We start from the raw sequence: 14,962 nt of genomic DNA, 5'->3' as shown, positions 1-14,962 counted from the left end.
GGGTCTGTGGCTTCGGATGTGCAGCCGGTCCAAGTGCGCTTAGAACGAGTAGAGGTTTTCGGGGTTGTCGACGAGGATGCGTTTGCGGTCCTGCTGTTTGGGGACCCAGGTTGCGAACATGTCGAGCATGGCGGCGTCGTCCGGCATGGGGACTTCACCTCTGGATGCTGTGGGGTGGGGCCAGTCGCTGCCCCAGAGCATGCGTTCGGGAGCGTACCGGGCGAAGGCGGTTCCGATGGCTGCCCGGTCTGTGTAGGCAGGCGGTCCGTCGTGGGATTCGTGATAGACGCCGGAGAGTTTCACCCAGGTTTTGCCTTGGTCGATGAGCCGTGTGATCGCTTCGTAGCTGGGATGGGTTGTTCCTGCCGTGCCGGGTAACCTGCCCATGTGATCGATAACGAGGTCGGTGGGCAGGTCGCTGAGGTTGTAGAGGTTTTCGAGAATTCCTTCGGCAGTCATGTGGATCTGCACGTGCCAGCCGAGGGGTGCGATTAACGTGGCAAGGGGTCGGATGAGCTCGGCTCCGGCTCCGCCGGGTCGGGTGAGGTTGAAGCGGATACCTCTGATGCCTGCTTGGTCCAGGTCCTTCAGTTGGGCAGTTGTGAAGCTTTCGTCGATGACGGCGACACCTCGTGCACTGCGGAGGCCGAGCTGGTCGATGGCGTCCAATGTGCACCGATTGTCAGTGCCGTAGTTTGACGGGGTTACCACGACCGTCCGTTTGGTTCCGATGCGTTGTTGCAGGCGGCGGTAGTCGGCCACGATCGCTTGGGGCGGGGGTGTAGTTCCAGGGAACGGGTAGGGGAACCTCTCCGGGTCGTAGATGTGCATGTGGCTGTCCGTGGCCTGTCCGGGAACCCTGTAGCGTGCCCGCCCTGTTCCTGCCGAGAAGGGTGCTTCCAGGGCCTCGCTTGCCTGGGCGGTAGCGGTGCCGAGAGTTGCGAGAGCGGCGCCGGTAACGAGTCCCTTGACGATGGTGCGCCTGGGGATGGACCATCCCGTCGCTGCTGGTGCGGGGTTTCTGGGCGCGCGCTGAATCATGGGCTCTCCTTTGAGTTGTTGATCTGTACGGGACGTTGCTTTTCCGTCATTGCCACGGGCAGGTGCGTACGCCCGGGGTTTGTCCTGTGAACGCCGGGTTCACACCTCACGGGATGAGTTGGCGTGCCAACCTGCTTTGACGGCGATGACCGGGCAGTCTGCTTCGAGGAGGATTCTCTGGGCGGTGCTTCCCATGATGAGCTTGCCGACGGGGGTGCGTCTGCGCATGCCGATGATGATCAGGTCTGCATTGTGGGTTTGTGCTGCGTCGAGCACTTCATCGGTGGCGTCCTGTCCACGGACCGGCTGCAGTACCAGGTGTTCGATTCCCTCCGCGGCAAGTCGTTCCTCGACGTTCTCGACGTCTTCGGGACTTGCGTAGTTTCGGTCAACAAGAGCTGTGCCGCGGGAAGAGTTGATCACTACGAGAAGGCTGTTGGTCTTCTTGGCCTGCGCGATGGCGTAGTCCAGAGCTGCGGCACCTTCCTGGGTGGGGACGTATCCGGCGACGATGGTCATGATGCTCCTGGGGGTGAAGGCTTTGATGGTCCAGGGACGTGACAAAGCAAGGGATGTCAGGGGGCATCCGGCCCCTGACATCCCCTGCTGGATTAGTGGCTGGTGCGGTAGAGCACCAGAGGATCGGTCTTTAGACGAAGCGTCCGTCTGCCGGTGCCCGCCTCAACCAGCCACAGGATGGACCCATCCTCTGTTTTGGCGTCGACCCGGGCATGGGTGAGCGGTTCCGACTCGGCGACGACATCAACCCACGAGTCCACGGCCAGGTCTGCCCAGTCGCGGACAACCCGGCCGGTTGGCAGCAGCTTGCTGTCGGCGTGTTCTGGCGCGTGCGTCGGCACGGTCAGAATCCCAGGTAGGTGTGTTGGGTGTGTTTGACCTGGGGTGGTGCGGCGAAGTGTGGTCCGGCGAGTTCGCGCCATTGCTGGAATTCTGTTGATTCGCGGAATCCCACGGTGTGGTGTTCGAGGGTTTCCCATTGCACGATGAGGGTGTATTCGTTGGGGGTTTCGATGGTTCGTTCGATGCGCATGCTCAACGCCCCGGGCGCCTTCTGGAAGAAGGGCGCTGCTTGGGCTGCTGCTGTTTCGAAGTCCGCTTCGGAACCGGGTTTGATGGTGAGGGTCGCGTATTCGGTGATCACGCGGTGGCTCCTTCCGTAGCGGGTGGCTGGGTGGCTTGTTCTTCGTCGATGCGGTTGCGGTCGGTGGTGCCGGCCATGGTGCGGGTCGCGTCGATCGAGGCGTAGGTCCAGAAAATCTTCATCTCTTCGGTCTCGGAGGCGTTCCGGAACCGGTGGATGATGTTGCCGGGCACGAAGGTGGTGTCGTAGGTGTCCAGGTAATGTTCGGTGCCGTCGATGTCCACGTAGGCGGTGCCTTCGATGACCATCACGGATTCGACGCAGTTGTGGGAGTGGTGCCCGATCGCAGCTCCCGGGGCGAAGGTGGTGATCCCGTTCAGGAACGTGGTGGCGCCGAGGTGGGAGCCGACCAGCGGCACGGTGGAAGCGCCGTTGCCGCGGTCTTTACGGGGCAGTTCCTTGGGGCGGAGGATCAACGCGTCCACGGTGGAAATGGATGTGGGGATTCGGGTCATGGTGGGGTTCCTTAGTTGGCTGGGCCGGTCCAGAAGGTCTTCATGTTGGTGAACTCGCGGATGCCGTAGGAGCCGAGCTCCCGGCCGTACCCGGATTTCTTGATCCCGCCGAAGGGCAGGCGCGGGTCGGAGGCGACCATGCCGTTGATGAACACCGCACCGGCATCGATCCTGGGCAGCAGTTCCGCCGTGGCGGTGGCGGTGTCACCGGTCCAGAGGGCGGCGCCGAGCCCGTATTCGGACTGGTTGGCCAGGGTGATGGCTTCCTCCGTAGAGGACACGCGGATGATCGCGGCGACGGGACCGAAGGTTTCCTCATCGAACGCGGCCTGGCCAGGGGCGACGTAGTCGATGATGGTGGGTTCGTAGAAGAACCCGGGGCCGTCCACGATGTTTCCGCCCAAAACCAGGCGACCGCCGGCGGCGAGGGTGCGGGTGACCTGGTCGTGGAGTTCGGTGCGGAGGTTCTCCCTGGCCATCGGCCCGATGGTGGTGGCCGGGTCGGTCGGGTCGCCGACGATGAGGGCCTGGGTGTTGGCGGTGAACGCGGCCACGAACTCATCGGCGATGTCCTCGTGGACGATGAAGCGTTTGGCGTTCACGCACGACTGCCCGTTGTTGGTGAACCGGGCCTTGACCGCGGTCTTCGCGGCGGCCTGGATATCGGCGTCGGCCAGGACAATGAACGGGTCAGAACCACCCAGCTCCAGGACTTGCTTCTTCAACGCAGACCCGGCCTGGGACGCCACAATGGAACCGACCTGCGTGGACCCGGTCAAGGTGACGGCGGCGATCCGGTCATCGGCGATCAGCCCGGCCACGGCGGAGGACTCGATCAGGACGGTGGCGAACAACCCTGCAGGAAGGCCCGCCCGGTCCATGACGTCCTGCACCGCCAGCGCGGCTTGGGGGACGTTGTTGGCGTGCTTCAGGATGGCCCCGTTGCCGGCGGCGACGGCCGGGAGTACGAAGCGGAAGAACTGCCAGAAGGGGTAGTTCCACGGCATGATCGCCAACACCACGCCCAGGGGATCAAACACGACACCGGACGACGCAGCAGAAGACGCAATGGACTCCGGCGCCAGATGGGCGGGTGCGGTTTTGGCGTAGTAATCGGCCGTGAGGGCGCACTTCTCGATTTCGGCCTCGGCCTCGGCTACGGGCTTGCCCATTTCCAGGGTGATCAGGGCAGCGTACTGGGCCTTGTTCTCACGGAGTACCTTCGCGGTGTTCCGAAGGACCTGGACACGGTCTTCCACCGGGACCAGGCGCCACTGCTTCTGCGCCGCGACAGCAGCATCCAGAACAGCATCAACCTGCTCCGGGGTATGGGCATCAAAAGACCGGACGTGTTCACCCGTTGCTGGGTTGATAGTCGAAATCATGGTTGTTCCTTCGAACGAGAGTGGTGGTGGTTAGGCGGTTGCTTGGGCGACGCGTTCGCGGGGAAGGGTTGCGATGACTTCATCCGCGAATTCGCGGGTGCCGAGAGAGCCGCCGATGTCGCCGGTGCGGGTGAGCGGGTTCGCGAGAACGGTCTCGACTGCGATTTCGATGTCGGCTGCTGCCGCGATGAGGGCAGGGTTGTTGTCGCGACGGCCGCGCCAGTCCAGGAGCATGGCGGCGGAGAGAATCAAGGAGGTGGGGTTGGCGATGCCCTGGTTGGCGATGTCCGGGGCGGAGCCGTGCTGGGCCTGTGCCACGCCGATGTTGTGGCCTGCGTTGAGCGAGCCTCCGAGGCCGAGGCTTCCGGAGAGTTCGGAGGCTTCGTCGGAGAGGATGTCACCGAACATGTTGGTGGTGACGATGACGTCGAACTCGTGGGGCTTGCGGATCAACAGTGCTGCGGCCGCGTCGACGATCAGTTCTTCGAGCTGGACGTCGGGGAACTCGGCGGCGACCTTGCGGACTTCACGGAGGAACAGCCCGTCGGAGAGCTTGACGACGTTGGCCTTGTGGACCGCGGTGACCTTCTTGTTGCGGCCCTGTGCGATTTCGAAAGCGGCACGGGCGACTCGTTCGGACGCCTTGGCTGTGACTTTCCGGACGCTGAGTGCCATGTTTTCGTCCGGCATGAATTCGCCGGTTCCGGCGAACATGTTGCGGTCAGAGTAGAAGCCTTCGGTGTTTTCGCGAACGATGACCAGGTCCATGGGGGTGCGCAGGATGCTCAGGCCGTCGCGGGAGCGGCAGGGACGGACGTTGGCGAACAGTTCGAACTGGACGCGGAGCTCGGCCGAGGGGTTGAAGCCGCCTTCCTGCTTGGACGGGTAGTCATAGTGCGAGACGGGGCCGAGGATGACGCCGTCGACCTGCGGGATGCGTTCCATGACGGCGTCCGGGAGGGTGGTGCCCTGCTCGGCCAAGCTCTTGAGGCCGATGTCTTTCTGCTCGAAGTCAAGTCCAAGGTTATGGATCTGGTCCACGGTCTTGAGGACGTCCAGGGTGGTTTCGGTGATTTCGGGGCCGATGCCGTCGCCGGGGAGTACGAGGATTTTCATGATGGTGCCTTTCGGGAAGTTTCAGGGGGTATGGAGAGGGTTACTTGATGATGCTGATGAGGATGAGTGCGCCGGCTACGGTGAGGCCACCGCCGATGCGGGTAGCGATCTGGGCGAAGGGCATCAGGCGCATGCGGTTGCTGGCGGTGAGGATGGCGATGTCGCCTGCTCCGCCCATGCCGCTGTGCGTGCTGGCGACGATGGCCGATTCCACGGGGTGCAGCTTGACCCAGCGGGCTGCGAGGAACCCGCCGCCGACCATCGCGGTCACCGTGGTGACGATGGTGATCAGGTTGGCCGGGGCGAACCCTGCCACGAGGCTCTGCCACGGGGTCAGGATCAGGCTGAAGGTGAACAGGATGGGGAAGGCGACCGCGGTGAGGCCGAATTTGTAGACGACCTTGGAGCCGGCCTGGATGCGGGGCGAGACGCCGTGGGCGAGGGCCAGGAGCACTGCTGCGAAGAGCATGACCACCGGTGCGGGCCAGTCGAAGAGTTCGAAGGCGAGGACGCCGAGGAGGTAGAGGGAGACGGCGGTGATACCGGCCGCAGCGATGGCCTTCAGGTCCAGTCCGGCGGGCTTTTCTTCTTCTTTTTCGTCCAGCATGTCGGTTCCGCCGGGCTGGAGCTGGCCGTTGCCGGTCAGGTGGGGGAACTTCTTGCCGATCAGGGACAGGATGCCTGCGAGGAGGACCGCGGTCAGGTTGCCGACCATGATCGGTGGCAGGACCCGGGCCAGCGCTTCGCCCTGGTCCATTCCCAGGATCGAGGAGTAGCCGATGGTCAGCGGGATCGCACCCTCACCGACGCCGCCGGCCATGATGGGAACGACGGTGAAGAAGAACGTGTCGTGCAGTCCCAAACCGAGCAGGGTGCCCATGGCGGTGCCGCACACGATGGCAAGGACACTGCCTGCCAGCAGAGGGACAAAAATCTTCAGGAAGCCCTTGATCAGGATCCGGCGGTCCATGCTGAGGATCGAGCCGACGATGACGGCGGCGATGAAAAGGTTCAGGACCTTGCTGGAGGAGAAGAAGTCACCGACGGCTTTCTTCATCGGCTCGGGAACGAGGCCGAGGTAGCCCAACAGGGACGGGACAAAGGTCACCAGGATTGCGGCGCCGCCGATCTGCCTGACCAAAGGCAGCCTGTTGCCGATTTCACCGAGGGTAAAGGCGAACACCGCGGAGATCGCAATGACCATGGCCAGTTCACCGGTGACACCCTTGGTGGCCGTAAAGGCGATCAGGAGGATGATCAGGAGAAGATACACCGGCAAGGGAATGATGCCGACATCGGTGTCCATGAGCTTCCACCAGAAGGCGCGTCCTTTGGGAATGACGCCTCCCTTGGTTGCCGCTGGTTGGGATGCGGTGTTGGTTTTTGGAGTAGACATCGTCGTCCTCGGAATGAGTTGTTGGGAAGGGTTAGAAGTCGAAGAGCCTGGTGGGGTTGTCCACGAGGATTTGCCGGGCTGCACCGGCGGTCTGGAGCCAGGCGAGGAAATTGCTGGTTTCCGTGATGTCGTCGATGTCGCGGAAGGGCTCGACGACGGCGGGTCCCCGGCGTTTGCGGTCGGCGCCGCCACCGGTATGGGGCCAATCCGACGCCCAGACCAGGCGTTCGGCCCTGGCGTCGAACAGTGTTTGCACGATGCCGGGGATGGCCGGCGATGCGGCCCCTTCCGCAGCTACGCGGTAGGGTGCCGAGAGTTTGACCCAAACGTGGGGCAGGGACAGCAGCTCTTTGACCTGTTCAAGGCCGTGGACTTTACCGTCATCGGAGACTTTGACACCGCCGAAGTGGTCCAGGATGACCGGCACCGGTGAGCTGGCGATGATGTCGGACGAGTTGGCCAGTGACGTGGCGCCGCAGAACAACTCCACCGCCAGGCCAAGGGGTTCGGCCCGTTCCATGAGAGTCCCGAGCGGACCGCGGATGTCAGCCTTTCCGCCGTCGGGGTTGGACTTGACGTTCAACCGCAGCCCCCGCACGCCAGCGGCGTGGAGGACGGCCAGTTCGCCGTCGGATGTTTCAGGCCCGACGACGGCCACTCCCCTGGAGCGCTCGGCCCCATGGAGCTTCAGGGCCGCCAACAGTGCGGAGTTGTCCGTGCCATAAACACTGGGCTGCACGAAGACGAATCGCTCGAGCCCGAGGGCGTCTCCGTGGGCCTGCACGTCTTCAAGGTTTGCTTCTGCGGGAGTGTAGTCGCGGTCCTCGGCGTAGGCGAACCACGTGGGATCGAAGACGTGTACGTGGGTGTCGATAGACCCTTCAGGTACTACGCGATGGATCACATCTGACATTGGAAACTCCCTCACTGCTGTGTGTTGCCCGTCATTGACGAACACCACAAGCGTAAACTCCACTTTGGTTTTTTGCAATACTAAAAAACCATTAAGTGGTCTTTCTGTGGAGTAAAATGCCAGCATGGGGAAGAGTCGCGCGACGACCGGTACCGTAGGTGAAGGATTCGCCGCAGTGAATGGAGCCACAGGTGACGGCTAGCGCCACGGGAAGTACTGAACTGACTTCCATGATCGAAACCGAGATCCGCACTTATCTGCGGAACGAGAGCCCTGCCGTCGGCGAACGGATCACAGAGCGCTTCCTGGCCGAGCGCCTCCGGGTCTCCCGCTCCCCCATCCGCAAAGCGCTCCAGGGGCTTCTGCACGAAGGGACCGTTGCAAGGACCGAGACGGGGGGCTACGTCGTGGCCAAAACCGGCGCCGACGTCCTGGTTCCAGAGTCCGCCGATCAGGCTGCCGACGATCACGCCTACATGCGCATTGCCGCCGACAGGCTCGATGGAGCCCTCCCGGAACGCGTTACGGAAAACGGGCTCATGCGCCGCTATGACCTGACCCGAGGCCAGGTCGCCCAGTTGCTGGTGCGGATCTCCACGGAAGGATGGGTCGCTCCCCTCCCCGGATACGGGTGGGAGTTCCTCCCAGTCCTGACATCCGTGAAGTCCTACCGGGACAGCTACCACTTCCGGCTCGTCGTCGAACCTGCCGCTATCCTGGAAGACACCTTCGTCCTGAACAGGGAAGCCCTCAACGAACGCATGCTTGAGCAGCAGGAACTTGTTGACGGCAAGATCTGGACCATCTCCGGAGCCGAGCTCTTCGACTTGAACACCCGTTTCCACGAAACCGTGGCCCAATGCAGCAACAACGATTTTTTCATCGAAAGCCTGGCACGCATCAACCGGCTGCGCCGACTGATCGAATACCGGCAGGCGCTCGTCCCGGAACGGGCGGTCCTGCGGTGCGCCGAGCACGTTGAGTTGGCCCGCCTCCTCCTTCGCGGCGAGCTTCGGGAAGCCTCGGAGCACCTCCGCCGGCACCTCTCCACCGTCGGCACGGAAAAGGCGCGATAACTCCACGCAACGCGCGGCATTTCAGGGTCCGAACCCGGTCCCGCTCCTAGACGACCTCGCCAGCCGCGGGCGACGCCTCCCTGGCAAGGCACGCCAGCCTTCGCATGCCCATAGTTTGTTGACTCATTCACAGGCCTTCCGCCCGTCTGGATTTTTTTAACACAAAAAACCATCTTGTGGTTTTTTGGCATGCAAAAGACCATCCGCGTTGGCATGCTTGTTGCGCACGTCACTCGACGCACCCAACGAAAGCGGATGAATCAATGAAGATCAGTTCCCTCCGGCGCGGCCGGCTGATGGCAACCGCAGCCGCGGCCCTCGCCGCAACGGTATCCATCACAGCCTGCGGCCCCGCCGCGACCAACCCCAACGCTGCCTCCAACAGCTCCGTAGCCAAGGAGATCACCATCGATGCCCCGTCAGGGCCCGGCAGCGGTTACGACCAGACAGCCCGCGCCCTGGAGAAGGCATTGAAAGGCGAGAAGCTCAGCAACAAGATCGAGGTACGGAACACCCAGGGCGCCGGAGGTACTGTCGCACTGTCCCAATTCGTCCAGAAATCCGGCACCAAAGACCTGATGCTCGGCGGCCTTTCCTTGGTCGGAGCAACCATCACCAACTCCGCCCCCAACAAGCTCACCGACCTCACCCCGGTGTCCCGGCTCATCGGCGAATACGAGGTAATCGTTGTGCCCGCCGATTCGCCCTACAAGACTCTGAAGGAATTTCTGACCGCTCTCAAAGCCAACCCCGGAGCCAACCCGATTGCCATCGGCAACCAGGGCGGCGTCGACCACATCTGGGGCGGCACCCTCGTCAAGGACGCAGGAGTCAAGCCGGCTGACGTCAATTTCGTGACCTTTTCCGGTGGCGGTGAGGCCCTCGTTGCCCTGTTGGGCAACAAGGTTGCCGCGGGAATCGCCGGTTACAACGAATTCGGCGACCAAGTCGATGCCGGCAAATTGCGGATCCTCGCGGTGTCCTCGGACAAGCCGATCGATGTTGCTCCGAATGCTCCCACCATCACGGACGCTGGCTACCCCGACGCTGTCCTCGTGAACTGGCGCGGCATCTTCGCCCCGCCTGGTGTCAGCGACGCCGACCGCAAAGCCCTGTCCGATGTCTTCGCAAAGCTCGTCGAGACCGAGACCTGGAAAGAAACCGTGAAGACCAACGGCTGGTCCGACGAGTACCTGGACAGCGACAAGTTCAAGGCCGACCTGGAATCCCAGCAATCCAAGACCCACGAAATCCTGACCACGCTGGGACTGGCATGATCACCAGCGTCAAAAGCAAGGGTGAGCTCGTCTTCGCCGGGCTCACCCTCGCGCTCGGCATCTTCATCCTCGTGGGAACCACCTTCATCAACGAACCCCTCGCCGCCAGCAATGTCGGCCCAAGGTTCTTCCCTTACGTCATCGGCGCGCTGCTGACCGCAGCTTCAGCGTTTGTGATTGTGGACGTCCTGCGCGGCAACAGTGCAGCACCAGAAGACGGCGAACTCGTCGACCCATCGCTGCCCATGAACAAGAAGCGTGTAGCTTTGCTCCTCATCTCCATCCTGGCGTTTGCTGTCCTCCTCGAACCCGCCGGCTACGTCATAGCTTGTGCCGTCTCGTTCTTCGGCATTGCCGTAACGCTCGGTGCCCGGCTCGGCTGGCGGGTCGCCGTCGCTTCCGTCGCTTTGTCCTTCGCCATCTACCTCCTGTTCACACGACCCCTGGGCATCTACCTGCCGCCGGGCGTGCTGGCAGGCATCCTTTAAGGAAGTTCTCCATGGAAGGAATCAACGGGCTCATCCAGGGATTCGCGGTCGCCGCGACACCGGAAAACCTGCTCTTCGCCCTGCTCGGCGTCATCGCCGGAACCTTCGTCGGCGTCCTGCCTGGCATCGGCCCGGCACTGACCATCGCCCTGCTCCTGCCGGTCACCTACAACATGCCACCATCTGCCGCGTTCATCCTGTTCGCCGGCATCTACTACGGAGCCATGTACGGCGGCTCCACAACATCCATCCTGCTCAACGCCCCCGGCGAGTCCGGCTCAATGATGACCGCCATCGAAGGCAACAAGATGGCACGGGCCGGCCGGGCCGCTGCAGCCCTGGCAACCGCCGCCATCGGCTCCTTCGTCGCCGGTACCATCGCAACCCTCGCCCTCGCATTCTGCGCGCCCTATGTCGTCGACATAGCCATCGGACTTGGCCCCTCCGATTACCTCGCCCTCATGGTCGTAGCCTTCATGACCGTCGGTGCCCTGCTCGGATCATCGGCATCCCGCGGCTTCGTCAGCGTTGCCATTGGCCTGGTCATCGGAATCATCGGGCTCGATGCCCAAAGCGGCTCCGCCCGATTCACTTTCGGCGTACCGCTGCTCCTCGACGGCATCGACACCGTGGTCCTCATCGTGGCTCTTTTCGCCATGGGAGAGGCCATCTACCTCGCGGCCAAAATGCGGCCCGGCAAACCCAAACTCCTGGACCTCAAAAACAAGTCCGGGAAGTCCATGACAGGTATGAGCAGGCAAGACTGGAAGCGGTCGTGGCCCGCCTGGCTCCGCGGAACAGCGATCGGCTGGCCGCTCGGTGCCATCCCCGTCGGCGGCTCCGAAATCCCCACCTTCCTGTCCTACGCGCTGGAAAAGAAGCTCAGCAAGCACCCGCAGGAATTCGGCAAGGGCGCCATTGAAGGCGTCGCCGGACCCGAAGCAACCAACAACGCCAACGCCGCCGGCTCACTCATGCCGCTGCTCGCCCTGGGGCTCCCGACGTCGGCAACAGCCGCCGTCATTCTCGTCGCCTTCCAGCAGTACGGCCTCCAACCCGGCCCGCTGCTGCTGGAAAAGGAACCACAACTGGTGTGGGGACTGGTCGCTGCCCTGCTTATCGGCAACGTCATGCTGCTGCTCCTCAACCTTCCGCTGGTCGGGCTGTGGGCCAAGGTGCTGCTCATTCCCACGCCGTATCTGTACGCAGGAATCTCCACCTTCGCCCTCCTCGGCGCCTACAGCATCAACGGATCCGTCTTCGATGTCTTCATCATGCTGATCATCGGCGTCCTCGGATACTTCCTCCGCCAATACGGGTTCCCCGTAGCACCACTGATCATCGGAGCGATCCTCGGCCCTCTGGCAGAAACGCAACTCCGCAGGGCCATGTCCATCGCAGACGGCGATTTCGGTGCGCTGGTTTGCACGCCATTCTCCGTCGCCGCCTATGTAGTGGTGATCCTCGTGGCTATCGTGCCGCAGGTTATGAAGCGCTGGGAACGCCGGACGGCTAAGGACGTCGGTGTGCTTGAGGAATTCGAGCACGTAACCGTCGCAGGAGGCGAAAAGCACTAATCACACAGCCGCTGTGGCGGCGAAGGACACCCCCCGCCGCCACAGCCAGCACAGATCTCAGCGCGGCCATCAGACCACTATGCCGATCTGTGATGGCTGGCATTTTTTCCACCCGCAAGCTTGTTCACCAGTTGGGTAACCGGCGCCGGCCCCGTCTTTCGGGTGCGTGTTGCGTAGCGCATGCCGACGCCGGAGAAGTTGAAGCAGGTCAGCGCACCGTCTTGGCGACGTAGACGTCACAGGATGCGTTGTGGGCTACCTGGTTCGCGACGCTGCCGAGAACACGGCTAAGCCCCTTCATTCGTTTGTTGCCCACGACGATGAGCTGGGCAGTGCGTTGATCAGCTTCGCGCATGAGGACTTGGGCCGGCGTTCGCGGGCCGATGCTGCTGCATTCAGAGCTGTTTCGGTGCCGTCAACGCCGACGATAACTACTCCGGTCATGATTTCTCTGCTTTAGTTGTTCCTACTGAGTGTTTTCGGACTCATTGGCAGGGCCGTGCCACTTGGATTCGAGGTGGTCGGCAACTACCCGGCGGACTGTGCCCGAGGCAGTCCTCAGAACGATGCTCGTTGTCCGGATGAGGCCGGGACTTCGGCGGACGCCATCGACGAGGGCTCCGTCCGTTACACCTGTGGCAACGAAGTAGCTGTTGTTTCCCCGGACGAGGTCATCTTGACTCAGGACGCGCGCAAGATCATGGCCGGCTTGGAGCGCCTTGTCCCTTTCGGCTGCGTCGACGGGCGCTAGCCGTCCTTGGATCAGGCCCCCGAGTGCCTTCACGGCGCAGGCGGTGATGATGCCTTCCGGTGTCCCACCGATGCCGACGCACATGTCAATGGGCGAGCCCGGCCGGGCGGCATTGATTCCCCCTGCCACGTCGCCGTCAAGAAGCAGCCTGGTTGATGCTCCTGCAGCCCTGATGTCGCTGATCAGCTTGGCGTGCCTGGGCCGGTCGAGCACGGCGATTTGAAGATCCTCGACGGGCACGTTCTTGGCTTTGGCGAGTGCTCGGAGGTTGTCTCCGATTGGCCGCATCAGGTCGATGACGCCATGGCCTTCAGGGCCAGTGACGATCTTGTCCATATAGAAGACCGCGCTGGGATCAAACATTGTTCCCCGCTCCGAAACTGCGATCACCGACAGCGCGTTCTGACGGCCGGTTGACGTCAGGGTGGTGCCGTCGATCGGGTCAACGGCGACGTCCCAGGACTGGCCGCTACCGTTGCCGACATGCTCGCCGTTGTACAACATGGGGGCCGCGTCCTTCTCACCCTCGCCGATGACGACAACGCCATCGAAGTCCACAGAGCCCAGGAATCGGCGCATGGCATCCACCGCTGCCCCGTCGGCTGCGTTCTTGTCGCCTTTGCCGATGAAGGGTGCGGCACGGATCGCCGCGGCTTCGGTGGCACGTACCAACTCCATCCCAAGGTTTCTGTCGGGACGGGATAAGACTTGGGCAGCTTCATATGTCACGTCGACGATGGTATCTAAAAAACCACAAGTGGTCGACCACTCGACCACTTACTTGACTGGTCGACCACTTAAGGTTTACTGTCGATGTCGTGCCCGACCCGAGAGGTTGAGGGACCGGGTTACCGGCAAGGGACCCAGCACGTCAGAGTTGCCGTCAGGGAGATAGTCCCTCAATTTCAAGGAGTAACGATGCTCGCCGTCCTCGGATTCGCCACCCTAGGCTCATTCATGGTCGCAGTGATGCGCAGATGGGCCACAGCTTTTGTGGCCATCATCTGTGCCCCCGTTTTGTTCGCCGTCATTGCAGGTCACGGACCCAATCTCGGTGACATGGTGCTTTCGGGCCTGAAGACCGTCGCACCTACCGCAGTCTTGTTGTTGTTCGCGGTTCTGTATTTCGGCGTCATGATGGACGCGAAGCTCTTCGACCCGATCTCGAAGTTCATCCTCCGCCTGTCCAAGGGTGACCCGGTCCGGATCTGCATTGGCACGGCTGTGCTTTCCATGGCTGTTGCCCTGGATGGTGACGGCACCACCAGCTACATGATCATCTGCTCTGCGTTCCTGCCCATCTATAAGAAGTTGAACATCAACCCACTCGTCATCGCCACCGTAGCTGCGATGTCATTGGGCCTGATCTCCGGATCCACCCCATGGGGCGGTGCAGCCACCCGCGCCATCAGCGTGCTTCAACTGGACGCGACCGAGTATTTTGTCAGCCTCATCCCTTCCCTTGCACTCACCTGCGCTTTCATCCTGGTGGTTGCTTACGTCCTGGGCCGGCTGCAACGAAAGCACGTTGACACAGCCGCCGTCGCCGAGCTCGCCGCTGAAATCAAGAACGGCACCCACCACATCGGCGACCGCCCCACGTGGCGCACCTGGGTCAACGCCGGCCTGACCATCCTGCTGCTGGTCCTGCTGATCACCGGCGTCGCTCCCCTTGTGGTCCTGTTTATCGGAGCGTTCGTCGTTGCCTTGCTTGTGAATCACCCCGAACTGCACACCCAGGGTGAATCCATCAAGCGCCACGCAGTCAGCGCCGTCCCCGTGGTCATGCTCGTCCTCGCCGCCGGCGTGTTCACCGGCATCCTGTCCGATTCCGGAATGATCCAGGCCATGGCCGACGCCCTGTTGAGCATCGTCCCGACCTCGATGGGTGCGCTGCTCCCCCTCTTCACCGCGATCATCGCCATCCCGCTTGGATTCTTTATGTCCAACGACGCGTTCTTCTTCGGCATCCTGCCGGTCCTGTCCGAATCCGCCTCGCAGTACGGCATTCACGCCAACGAAATCGCCCGCGCAGGTGTCGTCGGACAGATCTCCCACATGATCGGCCCGGCGTCCGCCCCACTGTGGGTCCTCCTTGGCCTGATCAAGAAGGACCTGGGCGAATTCCAGAAGTTCTCCCTCCTCTGGGTCGTCGGCGCCTGCCTCGCCTTCATTGCCTTCCAGATCCTCACCGGAGCCATCAGCATCACTGGCTGAGCTCACCCACAAATTCCTGGTCCGTCAAAGAGACCTGGTTATAGAGAAAAGGAAACACCCCCGTGACTACATCCAAGCAGTACCGACTGGCAGTTCTGAACGGTGATG

The 14,962-nt window shown here is 62.4% G+C and carries 16 protein-coding genes and 1 pseudogene; 5 read left to right on the top strand and 12 right to left on the bottom strand.

Annotation, left to right across the window (positions count from 1 at the left end; genetic code table 11):
* Window positions 1-39: 39 nt before the first annotated feature.
* From ACIQT2_RS22160 to ACIQT2_RS22120, 9 genes are all read right to left on the bottom strand, one after another.
* Entirely contained in the window at window positions 40-1,041 is a 1,002-nt protein-coding gene (locus tag ACIQT2_RS22160; protein ID WP_402950945.1) for an amidohydrolase family protein, read from the bottom strand.
* Between the two features lie 99 nt (window positions 1,042-1,140).
* On the bottom strand, window positions 1,141-1,560 hold the full coding sequence (locus ACIQT2_RS22155; RefSeq protein ID WP_402950942.1) for a universal stress protein: 420 nt from the start codon (window positions 1,558-1,560) through the stop codon (window positions 1,141-1,143).
* Window positions 1,561-1,652: 92 nt separating this feature from the next.
* The gene (locus ACIQT2_RS22150; protein WP_402950940.1) at window positions 1,653-1,901 is read right to left on the bottom strand and encodes a hypothetical protein; all 249 of its coding nucleotides are present in this window, start codon (window positions 1,899-1,901) and stop codon (window positions 1,653-1,655) included.
* 2 nt (window positions 1,902-1,903) lie between these two features.
* Window positions 1,904-2,203, bottom strand: coding sequence for an antibiotic biosynthesis monooxygenase family protein (locus ACIQT2_RS22145; protein ID WP_402950938.1), 300 nt, complete (start codon window positions 2,201-2,203; stop codon window positions 1,904-1,906).
* A complete protein-coding gene (locus ACIQT2_RS22140; protein WP_402950936.1) occupies window positions 2,200-2,658 on the bottom strand; it encodes a cupin domain-containing protein in 459 nt (152 codons plus the stop codon). Before ACIQT2_RS22140 ends, ACIQT2_RS22145 begins: the two co-directional genes overlap by 4 nt.
* Window positions 2,659-2,669: 11 nt before the next feature.
* A complete protein-coding gene (locus ACIQT2_RS22135) occupies window positions 2,670-4,043 on the bottom strand; it encodes an NAD-dependent succinate-semialdehyde dehydrogenase (RefSeq protein WP_402950934.1) in 1,374 nt (457 codons plus the stop codon).
* 30 nt (window positions 4,044-4,073) lie between these two features.
* On the bottom strand, window positions 4,074-5,159 hold the full coding sequence (locus tag ACIQT2_RS22130) for an isocitrate/isopropylmalate dehydrogenase family protein (RefSeq protein WP_402950932.1): 1,086 nt from the start codon (window positions 5,157-5,159) through the stop codon (window positions 4,074-4,076).
* Between the two features lie 40 nt (window positions 5,160-5,199).
* Entirely contained in the window at window positions 5,200-6,555 is a 1,356-nt protein-coding gene (locus ACIQT2_RS22125; protein WP_402950930.1) for a 2-hydroxycarboxylate transporter family protein, read from the bottom strand.
* 31 nt (window positions 6,556-6,586) lie between these two features.
* Window positions 6,587-7,468: an amidohydrolase family protein gene (locus ACIQT2_RS22120; RefSeq protein WP_402950927.1), complete on the bottom strand. Its 882-nt coding sequence runs from the start codon at window positions 7,466-7,468 to the stop codon at window positions 6,587-6,589.
* Window positions 7,469-7,698: 230 nt separating this feature from the next.
* Here ACIQT2_RS22120 and ACIQT2_RS22115 point away from each other — a divergent pair, with 230 nt between their 5' ends.
* The 4 genes from ACIQT2_RS22115 (at window position 7,699) to ACIQT2_RS22100 (ending at window position 11,886) form a co-directional block, all read left to right on the top strand.
* Entirely contained in the window at window positions 7,699-8,544 is an 846-nt protein-coding gene (locus tag ACIQT2_RS22115) for an FCD domain-containing protein (protein WP_402950924.1), read from the top strand.
* Between the two features lie 263 nt (window positions 8,545-8,807).
* On the top strand, window positions 8,808-9,821 hold the full coding sequence (locus ACIQT2_RS22110) for a Bug family tripartite tricarboxylate transporter substrate binding protein (protein ID WP_402950922.1): 1,014 nt from the start codon (window positions 8,808-8,810) through the stop codon (window positions 9,819-9,821).
* Window positions 9,818-10,309 carry a tripartite tricarboxylate transporter TctB family protein gene (locus tag ACIQT2_RS22105; RefSeq protein ID WP_402950919.1) on the top strand — a complete coding sequence of 164 codons (492 nt, stop codon included), beginning with the start codon at window positions 9,818-9,820 and terminating at the stop codon, window positions 10,307-10,309. Before ACIQT2_RS22110 ends, ACIQT2_RS22105 begins: the two co-directional genes overlap by 4 nt.
* A gap of 11 nt (window positions 10,310-10,320) precedes the next feature.
* A complete protein-coding gene (locus tag ACIQT2_RS22100; protein ID WP_402950917.1) occupies window positions 10,321-11,886 on the top strand; it encodes a tripartite tricarboxylate transporter permease in 1,566 nt (521 codons plus the stop codon).
* Between the two features lie 208 nt (window positions 11,887-12,094).
* Here ACIQT2_RS22100 and ACIQT2_RS22095 read toward each other — a convergent pair.
* From ACIQT2_RS22095 to glpX, 3 genes and pseudogenes are all read right to left on the bottom strand, one after another.
* Window positions 12,095-12,256, bottom strand: a pseudogene (locus tag ACIQT2_RS22095) (universal stress protein); the annotation flags it as partial.
* A complete protein-coding gene (locus ACIQT2_RS22090; protein ID WP_402950916.1) occupies window positions 12,184-12,330 on the bottom strand; it encodes a hypothetical protein in 147 nt (48 codons plus the stop codon). The pseudogene ACIQT2_RS22095 and the gene ACIQT2_RS22090, both read right to left, overlap by 73 nt.
* Before the next feature lie 22 nt (window positions 12,331-12,352).
* Window positions 12,353-13,315 carry a class II fructose-bisphosphatase gene (gene glpX, locus ACIQT2_RS22085; protein ID WP_402950913.1) on the bottom strand — a complete coding sequence of 321 codons (963 nt, stop codon included), beginning with the start codon at window positions 13,313-13,315 and terminating at the stop codon, window positions 12,353-12,355.
* A gap of 135 nt (window positions 13,316-13,450) precedes the next feature.
* On the opposite strand from glpX, the gene ACIQT2_RS22080 reads away from it, so the two are divergent.
* Window positions 13,451-14,854, top strand: coding sequence for a CitMHS family transporter (locus ACIQT2_RS22080; protein ID WP_402950910.1), 1,404 nt, complete (start codon window positions 13,451-13,453; stop codon window positions 14,852-14,854).
* Window positions 14,855-14,962: the final 108 nt, after the last annotated feature.

This window comes from Paenarthrobacter sp. NPDC090522 (assembly GCF_044769225.1).
Classification (GTDB): domain Bacteria; phylum Actinomycetota; class Actinomycetes; order Actinomycetales; family Micrococcaceae; genus Arthrobacter.
This window is presented reverse-complemented; position numbering and strand designations above follow the sequence as displayed.